The organism is Mobiluncus porci (assembly GCF_009695935.1).
In the GTDB taxonomy this organism is placed as follows: domain Bacteria; phylum Actinomycetota; class Actinomycetes; order Actinomycetales; family Actinomycetaceae; genus Mobiluncus; species Mobiluncus porci.
Map to the genome: position 1 here is coordinate 25,400 of NZ_VUMY01000004.1, position 17,582 is coordinate 42,981.

Consider the following 17,582-nt stretch of genomic DNA (forward strand, 5'->3'; position numbering starts at 1 on the left):
GTATGGAAATCATCAAGGCGGACGGTGGACTTAGCGCCGAGAATCTTGCCACTATCGACGAGGCAGTAAAATCCAGCAAGTTGCTTGTGATGCCAACGGATACGGTTTACGGAATCGCCACGATTCCCTTCGAACCTCAGGCAGTCGAGCGTCTCCAGTCAGCAAAGGGGCGCGGCGAGGATTTTCCCCCGCCGGTTCTCGTTTCCGGCCCTGCTGCCTTGGAGGAATTGTTGGCTTTGCCAAATTCCGGACTCTCGGGAATGCCTCGCGCCCAATTCGAGGCCGCCTCGAAGTTGGCGCAGGCATTTTGGCCCGGGCCCTTGACAATTATCGCCAAGGCCCGTCCGAGTCTTGGTTGGGATTTGGGGAAAACCGGAGGGACTATTGCTTTGCGGATGCCTAACCATCCGGTGGCTCTGGAAATCCTGGGGGCGACCGGCCCGCTCGCGGTCACTTCCGCCAACCGCCACGGTGCTCCTCCGGCGACGAATCTTTCGGCAGCAACGGCCTATTTCTGGGATAAAGTCGCGGTCTATGTGGACGCGGGGGAGTCGCCTAGCGGGTTGCCCTCCACGATTGTGGACGTGACCAGGCTAGACACGGAAACTCGCCTTCCCCGATTGATCCGCCAAGGTGGAGTGAGTCTCGACGAAATCTCCGCCGCACTGGCTTAAGCGTGCACGAATGTACGGTCAAACCCGTTTCTTGCCCCTGCGCGACTCATCCGAAAAAGCGTTTTCACAGGTGAGAGGATTTTGGCTTTCCGGCAATTTCGGGCTCGGAGTTTTCCGCCGTACATTCGTGCACACCACTTGCCGACCGACCCCCCAATTCCTGGTTAAAATAAAACCCAAATGAAGTTCTATGCCCTGATTTTTCTGGTCGCGACCGCGGTGACCTATCTCGCGGTCCCGCTCGTGCGCCAGTTCGCCATTGCGACGGGGACCTTGGCTCCGGTGCGGGAGCGTGACGTTCATCAATTCCCCACCCCGCGACTCGGCGGCCTCGCCATGGGAGTGGGTTTTTTGGTGGCGCTGCTCATCGCCTCCCACACTCCCTACCTCGCCGAGGCGGCCAGTTGGCAACACACTCGAGGTCTCGTCATCGGGGTGGTGCTGATTTGTCTCCTCGGAGTGGCTGACGATATTTGGGATTTGGATTGGTACACGAAACTGGCCGGCCAGATTCTCATTGCCGGACTCATGGCCTATCTCGGAATTCAACTGACGTCTTTTCCGGTTTTCGGCCTCACGATTGGTTCCTCGCGGCTCTCTCTCGTGGTGACAATTCTCGTGGTTGTTGCGGCCATTAATGCGGTGAACTTTGTCGACGGCCTCGACGGGCTGGCCTCGGGCATGATGGCCATTGGCGCCTCGGGACTGTTCATCTACTCCTACACCCTTACTCGGACGCTGGGCACGGAGTCCTACGCCTCGCTCGCCACCACGGTGGCAGCGGCGCTTGCGGGGATTTGCCTGGGATTCTTAGCACATAACTTCAGTCCGGCCTCAATTTTCATGGGTGACACGGGTGCGATGCTCTTGGGGCTGGTGACGGCCGCGGCGGCGATTATTGTTACCGGCCAGATTGATCCGGCAGTGGTTTACTTCCGCCAAGCCTTCCCTTCTTTCCTCCCGATTCTCCTCCCGATTGCGGTTCTCGCGCTGCCCTTGTTTGACATGATTGCCTCGGTGATTCGGCGACTGTACCACCACCAGTCTCCCTTCCAGGCTGATGCCGGCCACCTCCACCATCGTTTGAGCCACGCGGGGCGTTCGCGGGTGCGGGCGGTGCTGGTGATGTATATCTGGACCGCGGTGTTTTCCCTAGGGGCGGCTTCACTAACGCTGCTGCGGATGCGCTACGTTGCCGTCGTGGTGGGAGTGGCTTCGTTGTTGGCATTAATTGCCACCATCGAGATCCTTCCCGCGGCGCGTGAAGGAATTCGTCGGCGGCTAAACCCCCGCTACGAGACTCCCCAGGCCCCCGCCCACGCTCTGGACTAAGTGGAGCAAACGGGGACGGTTACTATTTCGCCGTGCCGTGATAGCGTAAAAGCGTGTCGAAACCAGAACCGCCCCCAGAAAATCGCATCGGGCCTCTCACCAAGAAGGCCGTGAAATACTCCCTGAAATTCACCGCGCTTGCCATGCTCGTGACCCTGATTCTCGCCGCCCTCATCGCCGCCCTTGCTACCGGCATCCCCGGCCTCAAAGCCGTCGGTCTCTCGGCCGCAGCCGGCGCCGCCATGATGCTTGCCACCGCGGCCTCCCACACTTTCACCATCAACCATCCGGATTTGATGATGGCCGGAATGGGAGGGGATTTCCTCTGCAAAATCCTCATCCTCCTGGGAACCCTCGCCGTCGCCCGCGCCATCCCCGACCTCAACCCGATGGTAATTTTCTTGACTATGCTCGCGTTAATCCTGGTCCAAACCGTGGCTTTTCCCGTGGCGGTCACACGCGCTCGGGTGCCACTCCTCGACCCGCCAGAGGATGAAAATTCCTAAATTTTCACAAAGTGAGAACCCGAGGAGTGTTCAAACTGCTCTAAAATTTATGGTAGCGTTGTCTTTGCGCGTTTCACCCGCCAAGATCATTTCGAAGGAGAACAATGGGAGTGCTCACAACTGCGGCAATGCTGCCAGCACTATTGCCAACCGAAGGTGATACTTTCCACGCCCCCACCATCATGGACTTGTTCCCTCCCGTTTTTGCTTTTGCGGGAACGCCCTTTGCGATTGATCGCGTGATGATGATTCGTCTCATCATGATGCTGGTGTTGATTCTGTGCTTGGTCCTCTACGCCATGCGCGCGAAGCTCATTCCGGGACGCGCCCAGTTCGCGATGGAATTCCTCTTTGACTTCACCCGCAAGTCCATCTCCGAAGAAATCATCGGGAAGGAACTCGGTCGTAAATACGCTCCGATTATCACCTCAATCTTCTTCACGGTTCTCTTCATGAACATTGCGGGCATCATCCCCGGCTTCAACCTTGCCGGAACCGCGAAACCGGGTTTCCCGCTCTTGCTGGCAATCTTCGCCTGGTTCGTTTTCGTCTACGCCGGCATCCGGGAGACGGGCCTGGGACAGTTCCTGAAGTCCTCTCTCTTCCCGCCGGGAGTGCCCTGGCCGCTGTATATCCTCTTGACCCCGATTGAGGCCATCTCGACCTTCGTGATTCGCCCCTTCACCCTGTTCGTCCGTCTCTTGGCGAACATGATTGCGGGCCACTTCCTGCTGGCACTTACGCTGAGCGCATCGAACTTCTTCTTGTTCACGCTCCTGAGCCAGCACGTCCAGGCGATTTCCCTCATCGGAATCTTGACCTTCCTCGCGGCTTTCGCCTTCACCCTGTTCGAAATCCTGGTGGCTTTCCTACAGGCCTATATCTTTGCGGTCTTGACCGCGGTGTATGTGAACCTCTCCGTACACGCCCACTAAATAACAAGCTTCTTGCGTCAACCGGCGTGAGAATACCAAGAATAAGGAAAGAAAAACATGACTGGAAGTTTGGCAGTTCTTGCAACCATCGGTTACGGTTTGGCCGCCATCGGCCCGGGCATCGGCTTGGGTATCTTGATTGGCCACACTCAAGACTCCATCGCTCGCCAGCCGGAACTCTCCGGCAAGCTCACGGTGAACATGTTCATCGGTATCGCCTTCGTCGAAGCCTTGGCTTTGATCGGTTTGGTGATGGGCTTCCTGTTCCCGGCATAAAGAAATCTTCAACCTACTAAGGCGAAAACATGATGAACAGTTTGTTAGTACTGGCCGAGGCTGCCGCTGAGGAGGGTGCAAAGCCGAATCCTTTGCTCCCGCCTCTGTACGACATTGTTTGGTCAGGGATTATCTTCATCATCATCTTGTTCTTTGTCATCAAGGTGGCTCTGCCGAAATACAACGCTCTCGTTGATGAGCGCGCTAGGAGGCTCCAAGAGGGCCTCGATGCGACGGTGAAGGCTCAGGAAGATTCCAAGAAGGCCGCCGCTCGGATTGAGACGGAGCTTGCGGATGCCAAGGCGGAAGCCGCGGCTATTCGCGACAAAGCCAATGCTCAGGCCGAAGACATCGTGGCACGCGCCCAGGCGCGCGCCGAACAAGAGGCCAAGCGCATCCAGGAGACTGCCGAGCGGCAGATTGAAGCGGAGCGCGCGGCGGCGGCTGAGTCCTTGAAGAAGGACGTTGGTGCCCTCGCGACCCAATTGGCAGACAAGATTGTTGGTGAACACTTGCAAGACGAAGCACTCTCGGCTCGCGTGGTCGATCGTTTCCTCGACGAGTTGGAGAAGCAGCCGGTAGCCTAGCCCGCTTATGCGCTAGGAGCGGTTGGAAGGATTATAAGGAGTTTCATGAGAGCCTCATCGGTGCGGACCCTGGCCACTATGGTGGCGGCCGTGGATAAGGATCTGGGGAAAGCCTCTGAAAAGGACGGCACCCAGGTCGCCGAAGAGCTTTTCGCGTTGTCAGACCTGTTTGACAGCAACATTCGGCTCACACGCAACCTTTCCGATCCGGCGCGGACAGCAGCGGACAAACAAGCCTTGGTCACCAAGATTTTCCAAGGCAATCTTTCCGCTCCCGTTCTGGATGGGGTTATGGCTTTGGCTGCGGGTCGTTGGTCAACAGAGGCCGACCTTGGCGAGGCCGCGAGGATTCTCGGCAAGCACGTCCTCCTGAAGACCGCCCAAGACAACGGCAAACTCGACGATGTGGAGCGCGATATCTTCGCCATGGGACAGGTGATTGGCAAAAACCGCGAGTTGCGGAACTTCTTGACCGACTCTCACCGCGCTCCGGCTAACGAGCGGATTGAGACTTTCAACAAGCTCATCGGCGAGAAGGTCGAACCGCTGGCTTTGCGGCTGGTCGACGCGGTGATTGAGCGGGCTCTGCCGGGGCACCTCGGCGCAGATATTCGGGCCTTGCTCGATTCTGCCGCCCAGTTGCGCTCCCGCGCGATGGCAACCATCTACACGGCGGCCCCGCTGAGCGATACCCAACAGTCGCGGCTGGTGAACCTGCTGTCGAAGCGGGCCGGTCACGATGTCGTGGTGAACGTTGTGGTGGATCCGAGCCTCATTGGTGGAGTGAAGATTCGACGCGGAGATGTCGTCGTGGACGGCGCCGTCTCCACTCGGGCGGCTGAGTTCCGCCGGAAACTGGCTAGTTAGATAAAGAAAAACTAGGGAACCACCCTAGTGAAGACATAAAAAAGAAGGAAAGACGGATGGCTGAGCTATCAATTAGTCCCCAGGACATCAAGAGTGCCTTGGACCAGTTCGTGGACGCCTACGAACCGGCCGCTGCCACTGCTGAGGAAATCGGCTACGTCACCGAGACTGCCGACGGTATCGCCCATATCGAGGGCCTGCCCGGCACGATGGCGAACGAGTTGCTGCGCTTCCAAGACGGAACGCTGGGGCTGGCGATGAACCTCGATGTGCGCGAGATTGGCGCTATCGTTCTCGGTGATTTCACCGGTATCGAGGAAGGCCAGGAGGTTTACCGCACGGGAGACGTGCTGTCCGTTCCGGTTGGTGACGGCTACCTCGGTCGCGTCGTTGACCCGCTGGGTAACCCCATTGATGGCTTGGGCGAGATTAAGGACATGACCGAAAGGCGCGCTCTGGAACTCCAGGCGCCCGGCGTAATGATGCGCCGCTCGGTCTACGAGCCCCTCCAGACCGGCCTCAAAGCCATCGACTCGATGATTCCGATTGGCCGCGGCCAGCGCGAGCTCATCATTGGTGACCGTCAAACCGGCAAGACTGCCATCGCGATCGACACGATTTTGAACCAGCGCGACAACTGGAAGTCCGGTGACCCCAACAAGCAGGTGCGTTGTATCTATGTTGCCGTGGGCCAGAAGGGCTCCACCATTGCTTCCGTAAAGGGCGCGCTCGAAGACGCCGGCGCGATGGAGTTCACAACCATCGTCGCCTCTCCGGCTTCTGACGCCGCGGGCTTCAAGTACCTCGCTCCCTACACCGGCTCGGCCATCGGCCAGCACTGGATGTACCAGGGCAAACACGTCCTAATCATCTTTGATGACCTCTCCAAACAGGCTGAAGCCTACCGCGCGGTGTCCCTCTTGCTGCGCCGCCCGCCGGGGCGTGAAGCCTACCCGGGCGACGTGTTCTACCTCCACTCGCGCTTGCTGGAGCGTTGCGCGAAGCTCTCAGATGAGCTCGGCGGTGGCTCGATGACCGGCCTGCCGATTATCGAAACCAAGGCTAACGACGTCTCGGCCTACATTCCGACCAACGTTATCTCCATTACAGACGGCCAGATTTTCTTGCAGTCTGACCTGTTCAACGCGAACCAACGTCCGGCGGTAGATGTCGGTATCTCGGTGTCCCGCGTTGGTGGTGACGCCCAGGTCAAGGCGATGAAGAAGGTCGCCGGTACCTTGAAGATTACGCTCGCCCAGTACCGCTCGATGGCGGCCTTCGCGATGCTCGCTTCCGACTTGGATGCCACGACTCGCAAGCAGTTGACCCGCGGCGAGAGGCTGATGGAACTCCTAAAGCAGCCGCAGTACACACCTTATCCCGTGGAGGAACAGGTCGTTTCCATCTGGGCCGGCACCAACGGCTACCTCGACGACATCCCGACCGACAAGGTGCTTGACTTCGAGAAAGACTGGCTGGACTACCTCCGCAACGAAGGCACTATCCTAGCCGAGCTGCGGGAAACCGGCGCGTGGCCTGATGAGCTGGTGGCTCGTCTCGAAACCGCGGTCAAGGACTTCCGTGCGGGCTACGATCTCGTCCCCACCAAGGGTGACGCGATGGAGGGCGAGGCTGAGGCCGAACGTTCTGAAGAACAGATTGTGGTTCGGAAGTAGGCTAGAGGAAAGCAAAGGTTATGGCAGGTTCGCAAAGAGCGCTGAAACAGCGGATTCGCTCCACGGAGACGCTGCAAAAGATTTTCCGCGCGATGGAGATGATTGCGGCTTCCCGCGTCGGGAAGGCCCGCGCGGCGGCGGAGTCGATTACGACTTACGATTCCGCGATTGCTGCCGCGGTGGCCGCTGTCTCCGCGCATACGCAGTTAGACCATCCGCTCATCAAGGAGCGCACCGACACGAATCGCGTGGCTGTTTTGGCGGTGACTTCCGACCGCGGGATGGCGGGGGCTTATTCCGCGTCTATCTTGCGGGAAACGGAACGCTTGCTCGAACAGCTCCAAGATGAGGGCAAAGATCCGGTTATTTTTGTCTCGGGTCGCCGCGGCTTGAACTACTTCAACTTCCGCGGCGTGGAAGTCGCCAACTCCTGGATTGGGGACTCGGACAAGCCTTCAGAGGCGCGCTCGCAAGAGATTGCTCGCTCGCTGTTGGAGGCCTTCTTGTTGCCGGCTGACAAAGGCGGGGTGAGCGGCCTCTACATGGTCTACACCAAGTTCCGCTCCATGGTTTCCCAAGTCCCGCAGGTTCGCAAGATGCTCCCGATTAAGGTCATCGACCCGGATGAAGCCATTCAGATTGACGGGATGGGACTCGAAGATGTCGGGACTTCCGATGTACTCCCGCTCTATGAGTTCGAACCGAGCGCGGAGGAAGTGCTGGAGACGGTGATGCCGCTCTACGTGGAGTCGCGGATTCGGACCGCCCTGTTGCACGCGGCGGCCGCCGAGTTGGCCTCCCGCCAAAACGCGATGCACTCCGCTACGGATAACGCCCAAGACCTGATTACTGGCCTGACCCGCGAGATGAACCAGGCTCGCCAGGCTGAAATCACCACAGAAATCTCTGAAATCGTGTCCGGCGCGGACGCGCTGAAGGAAACGAAGAAGTAACCACGAAAGCAAGGAAATAAACAATGGCTGAAGAGAAGAATCTTGGAACCGGTCGGATCGCCCGCGTGATTGGCCCGGTCGTGGACATCGAGTTCCCCCCGGATCAACTGCCGGACATGTATAACGCCCTGACCGTCACCTTCAAAGGCATGGGTGGCGAAGAACAGATCATGACCTTGGAGGTCGCCCAACACCTCGGCGACAACATTGTGCGCTCTATTGCCCTGAAGCCGACTGACGGTTTGGTGCGCGGCGCCAAGGTGGTCGACACCGGCGCCCCGATCTCCGTACCGGTAGGGGATGTCACCAAGGGCCACGTCTTCAACGTGATTGGTGAATGTTTGAACCTGAAGGAAGGCGAGAAGCTCGATGTCAAAGAGCGCTGGTCCATTCACCGCACCCCGCCGGCTTTCGACAAGTTGGAATCCAAGACCCAGATGTTCGAAACCGGCATCAAGGTTATCGACTTGTTGACTCCCTACGTCCAAGGCGGCAAGATTGGCCTCTTCGGCGGCGCGGGTGTCGGCAAGACGGTTTTGATTCAGGAAATGATTCAGCGCGTGGCTCAAGACCACGGTGGCGTGTCCGTGTTCGCGGGCGTCGGCGAACGTACCCGTGAGGGCAACGACTTGATTCACGAAATGGAAGACGCCGGCGTTTTGGACAAGACCGCCATGGTCTTCGGCCAGATGGACGAGCCGCCGGGGACGCGTCTTCGCGTGGCACTGAGCGGTTTGACGATGGCGGAATACTTCCGCGATGTCCAAAACCAGGACGTGCTGTTGTTCATCGACAACATCTTCCGCTTCACCCAGGCGGGTTCTGAGGTTTCGACCCTGCTCGGCCGCATGCCTTCCGCCGTGGGCTATCAGCCTAACCTGGCTGATGAGATGGGCCAGCTCCAGGAGCGCATTACCTCCGCGGGCGGCCACTCGATTACGTCCCTCCAGGCGATTTACGTCCCGGCGGACGACTACACCGACCCGGCTCCGGCAACAACCTTCGCCCACTTGGACGCGACGACGAACCTTTCACGCGACATCGCCTCGCGCGGTCTATATCCGGCGGTGGATCCGTTGGCTTCGACTTCCCGGATTCTCGACCCGCGCTATGTCGGCAAGGAACACTACGAAGTCGCGACCCAGGTCAAGATGATCCTCCAGAAGAACAAGGAACTTCAGGACATCATCGCGATTCTCGGTGTGGACGAACTTTCCGAAGAGGACAAGGTCACCGTGGCTCGCGCGCGCCGCATTGAACAGTTCCTAAGCCAGAACACCTACATGGCGGAGAAGTTCACCGGCGTGGCCGGTTCGACCGTCCCCTTGTCGGAGACGGTTGAGGCCTTCAAGCGCATCGCGAATGGCGTGTACGACCACATTCCGGAACAGGCGTTCTTCAACATCGGCGGTATCGAAGATCTCGAGGCTGCCTGGGCCAAGCTCCAGAAGGAAATGTAATCATGAGCCTCAAAGTTGCCGTCGTCGACCGCGCCAACACCTTGTTCCAAGGTGAAGCCGCGCAGGTCGTCGTCCCCTCCGCGGAAGGTGACCTCGGGATTTTGCCAGGTCACCAACCGCTTTTGGTGGTGCTTCGCCCCGGGACCGTCAGGGTGATTGCTGACAAGACCACAGAAATCCCCGTTTCCGCCGGTTTTGCTTCGACTGATAATGACGCGGTGACCGTGGTTTTGGAACGCGACTTGAAACCCGTTTCGGGTGAACTTGCTGAGGAAATTGAAGCTGCGGAAGTTGCAGAGGTTACGTCGGCCCTCGCGGGCAGCAAGAACTAGGTGAACGGCCATGTCTGGAGCGACTGGTTCAGTCATCACGGCCATGGTTTTTGTCCTGATATTCATCTGTGCCCTGGCGATTTATTTCGTCGCGCGGTTGCGCTTCAAGGCCCAAAATGTCGGATCTTTCAATGTGGCGTATCGCCGTCGCCCCGAGGACGTGTGGGTGGCGGGAGTGTGCCACTATTCCGAGGATCTCTTAAAGTGGTACCGGATTATTTCCCTCAAGTGGGGCTCGACCCTGCGCTGGACCCGCCACGGTTTCGAGATTCTCGACGCCCAGGTGCAAGAAGCCGACGGGGTGCGGCTCGCGATTTTGCATTGCCGAGCCCAAGAGGCCAAGCGTGGGGTTTTCCTCCCGCCCGCCGATTTTTGGCTGGCAATGGGGGAGCCGGACTATTCCGGACTCGTCTCCTGGATGGAATCCGCCCCGCCCCAATCCATCGAAATCTATTAGTCGAGGTATCAGATTTCTCTTGACACCGAGCCTTCGTATATCTATAATGACTTATTAGGATATACGGAGGTGGGGGTATGAAAACGCTGGTAGATATTGATGAAAACTTGCTGTCTGAGGCGATGGCATTTGCGGAAACCAACACCAAGAAAGCCACCATCGCCGCGGCTTTGGAGACCTTTGTGCGACGTGAGCGGGCGGCTCGCTATGTGGTGGCGCTACGACTTGGTCAAGCGAAAGACCTTGATGACCCTGAGTTGATTGCTGGAGCGCAGCGTTGAGGCTGGTCTACCTGGTCGATAACTCGGTAATCCAGCGGGTTCACCGTAGCCGAGCTGTAGCTGACGCACTTTTGAGCCTCTTGAACACTGGCGACCTAGCTGGTTGTCTCCCGCAAGCGCTGGAAGAAGGTTACAGCGCCCGCAATCTCGCAGAGTGGGAGGAAATCAACGACAGTGCTTTGCGGGCCAAGGTCTTTTTGGCCCCAAATCCTGAAATCGCGGAGATAACGAGGCAAATGCAGCGCGCGCTGTTTGCCGCCGGTCAAGGGAGGGCCGTGGGAGTGAGTGACCTGCAGATTGCGGCGACCGCGGTAGCCTACAGTAATGCGAGGCAAAGTGTCGTCGTGGTGCATTATGATGCGGATTTTGAGACGCTGGCAGCCCTCTATCCCACACTTTCGACCCAGTGGATAGTTCCGCGCGGGACCGTGGACTAAACTGTGCTTGCAATTTTGCTTCGCAAAATTGCGCACTGACTCCTTGGCCTCGGAAGTGATCGTGCAAGCACGTCACTTCACTCGGCCTGCGTCGCGGTAGGCTCTTTGAAAATCTTTGATAGGCTTACCGAGTGCGTTTGGTGATTGCGGATTGCGAAGTGAATTATTCCGGTCGTCTCGACGCGCATCTTGCCCCCGCCAAGCGGCTTATCATGGTCAAGGCTGACGGCTCGGTCCTGATTCACTCCGATGGTGGCTCCTACAAGCCTTTGAACTGGATGAGCGCGCCGTGTCACCTCTCAATTGAGGCCAACTCTATCGTCACGACTAGCGCCGCTGCCGACGAGACAGACGCAGACGCTCCGGACGGCGCAGACAACGCGATCGACGCGGGCGAAACCGCCCAAATCTGGACCGTCACGACGAAGAAAAACGAAGCCCTTGTCATCACGCTTTTCCGCGTTTACTCAGACGAAACCTTTGAACTCGGAATCGATCCCGGTCTCGAAAAAGACGGGGTCGAGGCCCATCTCCAAGAACTCTTGGCGGAGCAAGTCGAAGCAGTTCTCGGGGTGGGCTGGTCTCTCATCCGTCGCGAATGGCCGACCCCGATTGGGCCGGTGGATCTGCTCGTGCGCGATCCGGCGGGCCAGCCGGTCGCCATCGAGGTGAAGCGTCGCGGGGAAATCGACGGCGTGGAGCAGTTGACTCGCTACCTCGAACTGCTGGGGCGGCAAGTTGATTTACAAGGGATTACCGGCATTTTTGCGGCGCAAGAAATCAAACCCCAGGCGCGAACGCTCGCCGAAGACCGTGAAATCCGTTGCCTCTTGCTGGACTACGACGCGATGCGCGGCCTTGATGACCCCACCAACCGCCTGTTCTGAGCTTCGACTAAGCGCTTGCGGCCTGGGCGCGCCGAGTCATTTTGGTCGTCAAGCGCCCGATGAAAAGCGGATGCCGGTAGGTTAGAGCCATTTGGAGAGACTGCCCGAAAGAGTGGCAGATGACGAACCGTTTTGAGAAAATGTGTTTCGCTAAACCGAGGCCGACCTTTTTCGCGTCCACCTTGAACTCCTTGGGGATCGGTAGGCCGGAGGTGGAGGCGGTATTCGTCAAGGGCGGGTGGAACAGGTGGAAAGAGATTCCGTAGGGCTGATTCTCGATTTCCAGGCACTTTGCGAGCGCTTCGATGGCGCCTTTGGAGGAGGCATAGGGGGAGATGTTCATGAAACCCGTCACCCCGACGCCGGAACTTGAAAAAATCACCCGCCCGTGTCCGGCTCGGCGCATCAACGGCAACACCGTTTTGGCAAGCCGCAAGGCCCCAAAAAAGTTGATATCCATAACTTTCTTATAGGTGTCGTAGTCCGTTCGGGTTCGCTGTCGAAGGTGCAAAGGCAGGCATTGTGGATGGCGACATCGAGGTCTCCCCACTTTTCGTGGACGAGAGCGACGCCTTGTTGAATACTTTCCAAGTCTTGGGAGTCGGCCAGGATAGGGAGCAATCGCTCGGGATAGTGCGCTCGCAACTTTTCGAGATTATGCAACTTGATATCCAGCACAGCGACCGAATGATTCATCCGCAACAGGCTTTGTGCCAGGTAAAACCCAATCCCCTGGTTGGCTCCGACAATAACGATAGTAGACATCAGTCCTCCTCAGCTCCCCCGCCCCTATTGGCAAATGCTGAGGGGTTGAAGCGGCTGAAAAATATGGCAAAAGCAACTAAACTTCTAGAGTGTGCGTTTCGCCCTCAGGGCCGCAGGTATCGCGCACTTATCGAGGAGGATAGCTTAATGAGTGAACCGAAATACCCAGGTAAAACCGAAGTAATCAACGGAAACGGCGCGGTGGCGCGAGTGATGAACCAGGTGTGCGGGGGTGTTATCGGCTACCCCATCACGCCCTCGACGGAAATCTCCGAAACCTTTCAGATGAGCTTGGCTCAGGGCCAAAGAAACGTCTGGGGTCGCCACCCCTTCTTCTTTGAACCCGAAGGCGAACACTCGGCTCAATCCGGTGCGATGGGCGCGGCCCTGACCGGCGGGAAATTCATCTCCAATGCCTCAAGCTCCCAGGGCATCCTCTACGGTCTGGAGTCTCACTTCGTTACGGTCGGCAAGCGCATCGGCGGTTTCGTCCTACAGGTCGCGGCTCGCGTGGTGTCGCGCCATTCCCTAAACGTCATGGGTGGTCACGACGATGTCTATTCCCTGCTTCCCGCCGGCTACACGATTCTTTTCGGGGCTAATCCGGAGGAGGCCGCGGATCTCGCGCTCGTGTCCTACCGCGCCTCGTCTCTATCGCTGATTCCCGTGGCGAACTGCATGGATGGTTTCGCGACCTCCCACATGATGAGCGAAGCGCGCCTTCCCGAAGCGGAACTCGTCCGCGAGTATCTCGGCGACCCCGAGGGCTACATTCCCTCCCCGACGACTGCCCAAGAAATCCTGTTTGGCGCCAAGGGGCGGGTTTTCCAGTTCCGCCAATACCTCACGGCTCACGAATCCGAACTCGCCGAGGCCTCCCGCGATGCCATCGTCACCGTCCTCGAAACTCGGGCGGATGATATCGAGAAAGACATCGCGGGCTGGGTGTTTGATGAATCCATCGCGCCCCAACTCCCTAGCGACCTGATTCCCGCGTGGCGACGCCAATACGTCAACGCACCCGTCCGTGGCACCCGCCAACTCATCCCGAGCCTCGTGGATGTCAACAATCCCGGGCTGACCGGTCCGGTCCAAAACCAGCCGGACTTCCAAGCCGGCGTGGCCGACCACCGCACCCACTTCTTGGCTGACGTGCCGCGCCTGGTTCGCCAAGCCATGAAGGAATACAACGCGCTGACCGGTCGCGATCTTGCCCCCATCAAGTGCTTCGACACGGACGACGCCGACTTCATCTTCGTCGGCATGGGTTCTATCTGTGAAGATGTCCGCGCGGTCCTCCCGCACCTGCGCGCCCAAGGTCTCAAAGTCGGCCTCGTCCAGGTCATGCTCCTCCAGCCCTTCCCGGAGGCCGAAGTCGTGGCGGCTCTCAAGGGGGCGAAACACGTCACGGTGTTGGAGCGCTCCGACCAGGCTGCTCTCGTGAAATTCGTGGAGGCCGCCTTGGTGAAGGCCGGACAAAACGCGGCGGCCGCGAAACATGATCGTCCCGCCCGCTATCCCGATATTCCCCCGCTAAAAACCGGAGAACTCCCGATTCTCTCCACCGGCTTCTTCGGTCTCGGCGGCCACGATGTCCAGCCCCGCCACCTCATCGCTACTGCGAAGGCGATGGCGGCGAAAGACCTCGCCCCCGAGTTCTATATCGGCTCGACGTTCTTTGACGAGTCAGCAACGGGGGCTCAAAAGGAGCTCCAAGACCGGCTCCGTGAGGCCTATCCGGAAACCACCAAGATGGCGCTCCACTTGGAGGAGAACCCGAAAGATCTTCTCCCGCCGGAAACCATGCGGATTCGCTTCCACTCGGTGGGTGGCTACGGGACGATTGCGACGGGCAAGTTGCTCACCGACATTCTCGCCGAAATGCTGCATCTGCATTCCAAGGCCGCCCCGAAGTACGGCTCGGAGAAGTCCGGCGCGGCGACGAACTACTACATAACGTTGTCTCCGGAGCCCATCAAGATCACGAACGCCGAGCTCGAGGACGTCGAAATCGTCGTCTCCCCAGACCACATGGTGTTCTCCCACACGAACCCACTAAAGGGTCTCGCCGAGGGCGGCACGTTTATCCTCCAGTCCTCCGAAAGTCCGGAGAAACTGTGGGCAACGCTGCCGGCCAAGGCTCGGAAAACCATCCGCGAGAAGCGCATCAACCTCTTTATTCTCGACGCTTTCGCCGTCGCGAAGGAACACGCTCCCGACCCGGGCCTCCAGACCCGCATGATGGGCGTGGCTTTCATCGGCGCGATTGCGACCAAGGTAGACCGGATTGCTTCGGGAGCCTCCGAAGAGGACATGCTCGCGAAGATCCACGAACAGATTGACCACAAGTTCGGCGCTAAGGGCAAGAAGATTGTGGACGCAAACATGGAGGTCGTCCGCGACGGGGCTTCCCACGCCGTGAGGATCGAGTGGGAGAACCTTCCAGATCCAGAAGAAAACAACTCCGGCAAGTGCTTCCTGCCAGTGCTTTCCGCCCAGATGTGCCAGCGCGGCTCGAACGGCTGTGCGCTCACGAACGGTTTGTTCGACCGTCACTACTTCAACAAGGTGGTGGCCGAACCCTTTGCGGAAGGCACGATTGGGGAATCACCGGTTTACCCGGGCGCAGGCTACTTCATTCCGCCCGCCTCATCGGCGGCCAAGGATAAAGGCATGTTCCGCCGCGAGATGCCCGTCTTTGACGCGAGCCTTTGCACCGGCTGTATGGAGTGTGCCCTGGTTTGCCCAGACGGCGCGATTCCGAACACGGTCTTCACGATCGAAACCCTTTTGAACACGGCCGCAAAGGAGGCCGGAGACGCGGGGGCTCCGGTGTCGGCCGCGGCTCGTTCGGTGGCTGACGCAATGCGCGCCGCACTGTTGGCAACCAAACAGCGTCCCGCGATGGCCGACGTGTTCCGCGAGGCCGCGGGCACAGTCGGGTTAGAGGGCGGCGCCGTGGAGGCGGTAGCGGGTGTTTTGGGCACTTATCCGGTTTCCCGCACCCGTCCCTTCTTCGATTCGACCGAGAAACAGGCCGCCGGCACGGGCGTCTTGTTCAGCGCCACCATCGACCCGTGGAAGTGTACCGGATGTCTCGAATGTGTGGCGGTTTGTGGCCCGAACGCGCTGATTGCTACGGATCAAGATGCTGCCGTTTTGGAGGACGCCCAAACGCGTTTCGCCTTCTTGACGAAGCTACCGAATTCACCGAAGGAGTTCTCCGACCCGAACAGCGGGCCGAGCGTGGACATGAAGCGGATTTTCTTGAACCGCGACAACTACTATGCCACCATCGGCGGTCACGGCGCCTGCAAGGGCTGCGGTGAGGTCACGGCGATTCGGCAAACGATGGCTCTGGCCAACGAGATTAACCACGGGCGGGTCGCCGGACACCGCGCCGAACTCGAGGAGCTCGTTGGTGGGTTGAAAGACAAGTTGAAGACCCTGGACGAGTCTTCCGAGTTGGCCGCGATTGCGAAGTCAGCAATGGAGCGCCTGGATCGGCGCCTCTACCGCTACGAGGGGCCCGGCGGCGGGCGCGGACCGGCGGGAACCGTGGTCGCGAACTCCACCGGTTGCTCCTCGGTTTACGCCTCTACGGCGCCGTTCAACCCCTATCAAGAACCGTGGGTCAACGGCCTGTTCCAAGACGCTCAGCCCTTGGCCAAAGGCATTTTCGAGGGCTTGGCGGCGGATCTCTCCACCGATGTGTTGGCGCTGCGTCAAGCGCGGGCTATCTTGGACGGAGCCACGGATCCGGCGAAAATCCCGAGCGATGCCCCGGAGTGGAAGAAGTTTACCGACGAGGAACTCGCGCTGTTGCCGGCAGTAATGAGTATCTCCGGAGACGGCGCGGCCTACGATATCGGTTTCGGGGCGATGAGCCGCGTGCTGGCTTCGGGAACCCCGATCAAGATGCTGGTTTTGAACACCGGCGCCTACTCCAACACGGGTGGCCAGGCCTCCACGGCCTCGCTCGAAGGCCAAGATTCCGACCTGTCGCGCTACGGCACCTTCCAAAAAGGCAAGTCCGAGCAACGCAAAGAACTGGGGCTGCTCGCGGCCATGCACCCGAATGTTTTGGTGGTTTCCACCTCGACTTCCTACCAAGGGCATTTCTTGAAGAACGTGTCCCACGCTTTGAGCCAGACGGATTTCCCGGCGGTGATCGATGTCTATACGCCTTGCCAGCCCGAGCACGGTATCGGGGATGACCAAGCCGCGGAACAGTCGCGTCTCGCCGTGAAGTCCCGCATCTCCCCGCTCTATGTCCATGAGCCGGCGAACGCGGAGTTCACCGACCGGTTCATGCTGGACGGGAATCCGGATCCGAAGAAACTGTGGTCGCACTACAAGCTGAGCTATAAAGACGAGGAAGGCAAGACCAAACTCATGGATTTGCCTTACACTCCGGCCGATTTTGCTTACTCCGAGCTGCGGTTCAAGAAGCATTTCGGGAAACTCGCCGAGGATGCCACGAACCCGACTCCGCTGGCGGACTTTATTGAAATGCCGCCGGAGGCGCGCGCGGGTTCCACCCCGTTTATCTACGCCGCGGGTCGCGGCGGCGCCTTGGTGAAGGTACGGGTCTCTCCGGAGATGGTGAAACTCACCAACCAGTGCAAACAGTACTGGACATTCCTCCAGTACCTCTCAGGTCAAGACTTGAAAGACCTGCGTAAAGCCAATGGTGAACTCGAAAAGGACTTTGCGGACAAGCTCAAAGCCGCCGAGGCCGAAAAGGAAGAGACCCTGGACCTGATTGCCCAGGCCATGGCCGAGGTTGCGGCTACCGGCTCGACCGATGTACCGCTGCCGTTTATCGGCGGAGTCGGCGGCGGCGCGGCTGGGGCGAGCGGAGCGGCCGGGGCCGCGGGGGCCGGTGCGGCCGGCTCGGGTGACGCTGGCGGGGATGGCGGGGCGCCGTTTATCTACGACCCCGCAACCATCGTCAAGTGTACGGACTGCAAGACCTGTTACCAGGAGATTCCCGAGTATTTCGAGGCTTCTACAGAGGTCATCAATGGAGTGCCGACTCCGGTGGCGCGGCTTATCCCCGGTTCTATCGAGTCCGTGGAAGTCACGCCGGAACTTCGCGCTCGGATTAAGAAGGTCATTGCGAACTGTGACGCGGAGATTATTCTCTAGGGGCTT

At 59.1% G+C, this 17,582-nt stretch carries 18 protein-coding genes; 16 read left to right on the forward strand and 2 right to left on the reverse strand.

Annotated features, from left to right (window positions below; translation table 11 throughout):
* Positions 1-2: 2 nt before the first annotated feature.
* The 15 genes from FYJ63_RS02850 (at position 3) to nucS (ending at position 11,660) form a co-directional block, all read left to right on the forward strand.
* A complete protein-coding gene (locus FYJ63_RS02850; RefSeq protein WP_154543601.1) occupies positions 3-674 on the forward strand; it encodes an L-threonylcarbamoyladenylate synthase in 672 nt (223 codons plus the stop codon).
* 180 nt (positions 675-854) lie between these two features.
* Positions 855-2,006 (forward strand): MraY family glycosyltransferase, encoded by a 1,152-nt coding sequence (locus FYJ63_RS02855; RefSeq protein WP_154543603.1) that lies wholly within the window; start codon positions 855-857, stop codon positions 2,004-2,006.
* A 53-nt stretch (positions 2,007-2,059) separates the two neighbouring features.
* A complete protein-coding gene (locus FYJ63_RS02860; RefSeq protein WP_277028078.1) occupies positions 2,060-2,512 on the forward strand; it encodes a Cg1360 family ATP-synthase-associated protein in 453 nt (150 codons plus the stop codon).
* 104 nt (positions 2,513-2,616) lie between these two features.
* Positions 2,617-3,447 carry a F0F1 ATP synthase subunit A gene (gene atpB, locus FYJ63_RS02865; RefSeq protein WP_154543605.1) on the forward strand — a complete coding sequence of 277 codons (831 nt, stop codon included), beginning with the start codon at positions 2,617-2,619 and terminating at the stop codon, positions 3,445-3,447.
* A 57-nt stretch (positions 3,448-3,504) separates the two neighbouring features.
* The gene (atpE, locus tag FYJ63_RS02870) at positions 3,505-3,723 is read left to right on the forward strand and encodes an ATP synthase F0 subunit C (RefSeq protein ID WP_154543607.1); all 219 of its coding nucleotides are present in this window, start codon (positions 3,505-3,507) and stop codon (positions 3,721-3,723) included.
* Between the two features lie 32 nt (positions 3,724-3,755).
* Positions 3,756-4,310: a F0F1 ATP synthase subunit B gene (locus tag FYJ63_RS02875; protein ID WP_229769910.1), complete on the forward strand. Its 555-nt coding sequence runs from the start codon at positions 3,756-3,758 to the stop codon at positions 4,308-4,310.
* A 45-nt stretch (positions 4,311-4,355) separates the two neighbouring features.
* Positions 4,356-5,177 carry a F0F1 ATP synthase subunit delta gene (locus FYJ63_RS02880; RefSeq protein WP_154543611.1) on the forward strand — a complete coding sequence of 274 codons (822 nt, stop codon included), beginning with the start codon at positions 4,356-4,358 and terminating at the stop codon, positions 5,175-5,177.
* A 56-nt stretch (positions 5,178-5,233) separates the two neighbouring features.
* Positions 5,234-6,853: a F0F1 ATP synthase subunit alpha gene (atpA, locus tag FYJ63_RS02885; RefSeq protein WP_154543613.1), complete on the forward strand. Its 1,620-nt coding sequence runs from the start codon at positions 5,234-5,236 to the stop codon at positions 6,851-6,853.
* 20 nt (positions 6,854-6,873) lie between these two features.
* The gene (locus tag FYJ63_RS02890) at positions 6,874-7,806 is read left to right on the forward strand and encodes a F0F1 ATP synthase subunit gamma (RefSeq protein ID WP_154543615.1); all 933 of its coding nucleotides are present in this window, start codon (positions 6,874-6,876) and stop codon (positions 7,804-7,806) included.
* Positions 7,807-7,829: 23 nt separating this feature from the next.
* Positions 7,830-9,266 (forward strand): F0F1 ATP synthase subunit beta, encoded by a 1,437-nt coding sequence (atpD, locus tag FYJ63_RS02895; RefSeq protein WP_154543617.1) that lies wholly within the window; start codon positions 7,830-7,832, stop codon positions 9,264-9,266.
* 2 nt (positions 9,267-9,268) lie between these two features.
* Positions 9,269-9,598: a F0F1 ATP synthase subunit delta/epsilon gene (locus tag FYJ63_RS02900; protein WP_154543619.1), complete on the forward strand. Its 330-nt coding sequence runs from the start codon at positions 9,269-9,271 to the stop codon at positions 9,596-9,598.
* Positions 9,599-9,608: 10 nt separating this feature from the next.
* Positions 9,609-10,055 (forward strand): DUF2550 domain-containing protein, encoded by a 447-nt coding sequence (locus FYJ63_RS02905; protein ID WP_154543621.1) that lies wholly within the window; start codon positions 9,609-9,611, stop codon positions 10,053-10,055.
* 77 nt (positions 10,056-10,132) lie between these two features.
* Complete coding sequence (locus FYJ63_RS02910; RefSeq protein WP_154543623.1) at positions 10,133-10,336, forward strand: type II toxin-antitoxin system VapB family antitoxin; 204 nt, start codon at positions 10,133-10,135, stop codon at positions 10,334-10,336.
* A complete protein-coding gene (locus tag FYJ63_RS02915; protein ID WP_154543625.1) occupies positions 10,333-10,773 on the forward strand; it encodes a PIN domain-containing protein in 441 nt (146 codons plus the stop codon). The genes FYJ63_RS02910 and FYJ63_RS02915 overlap by 4 nt, the downstream gene beginning before the upstream one ends.
* A gap of 131 nt (positions 10,774-10,904) precedes the next feature.
* Positions 10,905-11,660 (forward strand): endonuclease NucS, encoded by a 756-nt coding sequence (nucS, locus tag FYJ63_RS02920; RefSeq protein WP_277028084.1) that lies wholly within the window; start codon positions 10,905-10,907, stop codon positions 11,658-11,660.
* Positions 11,661-11,667: 7 nt separating this feature from the next.
* Here the strand turns inward: nucS and FYJ63_RS11350 are convergent, their stop codons facing one another.
* Both FYJ63_RS11350 and FYJ63_RS11355 read right to left on the reverse strand, forming a co-directional pair.
* Entirely contained in the window at positions 11,668-12,120 is a 453-nt protein-coding gene (locus FYJ63_RS11350) for an SDR family NAD(P)-dependent oxidoreductase (protein ID WP_268233699.1), read from the reverse strand.
* Positions 12,066-12,425: an SDR family NAD(P)-dependent oxidoreductase gene (locus tag FYJ63_RS11355; RefSeq protein WP_268233700.1), complete on the reverse strand. Its 360-nt coding sequence runs from the start codon at positions 12,423-12,425 to the stop codon at positions 12,066-12,068. The genes FYJ63_RS11350 and FYJ63_RS11355 overlap by 55 nt, the downstream gene beginning before the upstream one ends.
* 147 nt (positions 12,426-12,572) lie before the next feature.
* Here FYJ63_RS11355 and FYJ63_RS02930 point away from each other — a divergent pair, with 147 nt between their 5' ends.
* Positions 12,573-17,576 (forward strand): 2-oxoacid:acceptor oxidoreductase family protein, encoded by a 5,004-nt coding sequence (locus FYJ63_RS02930; protein ID WP_154543627.1) that lies wholly within the window; start codon positions 12,573-12,575, stop codon positions 17,574-17,576.
* Positions 17,577-17,582: the final 6 nt, after the last annotated feature.

Coding starts and splice junctions, on each gene's coding strand:
- FYJ63_RS02850 (WP_154543601.1), top strand. CDS start 3: ATGGAAATCATCAAGGCGGACGGTGGACTTAGCGCCGAGAATCTTGCC.
- FYJ63_RS02855 (WP_154543603.1), top strand. CDS start 855: ATGAAGTTCTATGCCCTGATTTTTCTGGTCGCGACCGCGGTGACCTAT.
- atpB (WP_154543605.1), top strand. CDS start 2,617: ATGGGAGTGCTCACAACTGCGGCAATGCTGCCAGCACTATTGCCAACC.
- atpE (WP_154543607.1), top strand. CDS start 3,505: ATGACTGGAAGTTTGGCAGTTCTTGCAACCATCGGTTACGGTTTGGCC.
- FYJ63_RS02875 (WP_229769910.1), top strand. CDS start 3,756: ATGAACAGTTTGTTAGTACTGGCCGAGGCTGCCGCTGAGGAGGGTGCA.
- FYJ63_RS02880 (WP_154543611.1), top strand. CDS start 4,356: ATGAGAGCCTCATCGGTGCGGACCCTGGCCACTATGGTGGCGGCCGTG.
- atpA (WP_154543613.1), top strand. CDS start 5,234: ATGGCTGAGCTATCAATTAGTCCCCAGGACATCAAGAGTGCCTTGGAC.
- FYJ63_RS02890 (WP_154543615.1), top strand. CDS start 6,874: ATGGCAGGTTCGCAAAGAGCGCTGAAACAGCGGATTCGCTCCACGGAG.
- atpD (WP_154543617.1), top strand. CDS start 7,830: ATGGCTGAAGAGAAGAATCTTGGAACCGGTCGGATCGCCCGCGTGATT.
- FYJ63_RS02900 (WP_154543619.1), top strand. CDS start 9,269: ATGAGCCTCAAAGTTGCCGTCGTCGACCGCGCCAACACCTTGTTCCAA.
- FYJ63_RS02905 (WP_154543621.1), top strand. CDS start 9,609: ATGTCTGGAGCGACTGGTTCAGTCATCACGGCCATGGTTTTTGTCCTG.
- FYJ63_RS02910 (WP_154543623.1), top strand. CDS start 10,133: ATGAAAACGCTGGTAGATATTGATGAAAACTTGCTGTCTGAGGCGATG.
- FYJ63_RS11350 (WP_268233699.1), bottom strand. CDS start 12,120: ATGGATATCAACTTTTTTGGGGCCTTGCGGCTTGCCAAAACGGTGTTG.
- FYJ63_RS11355 (WP_268233700.1), bottom strand. CDS start 12,425: ATGTCTACTATCGTTATTGTCGGAGCCAACCAGGGGATTGGGTTTTAC.
- FYJ63_RS02930 (WP_154543627.1), top strand. CDS start 12,573: ATGAGTGAACCGAAATACCCAGGTAAAACCGAAGTAATCAACGGAAAC.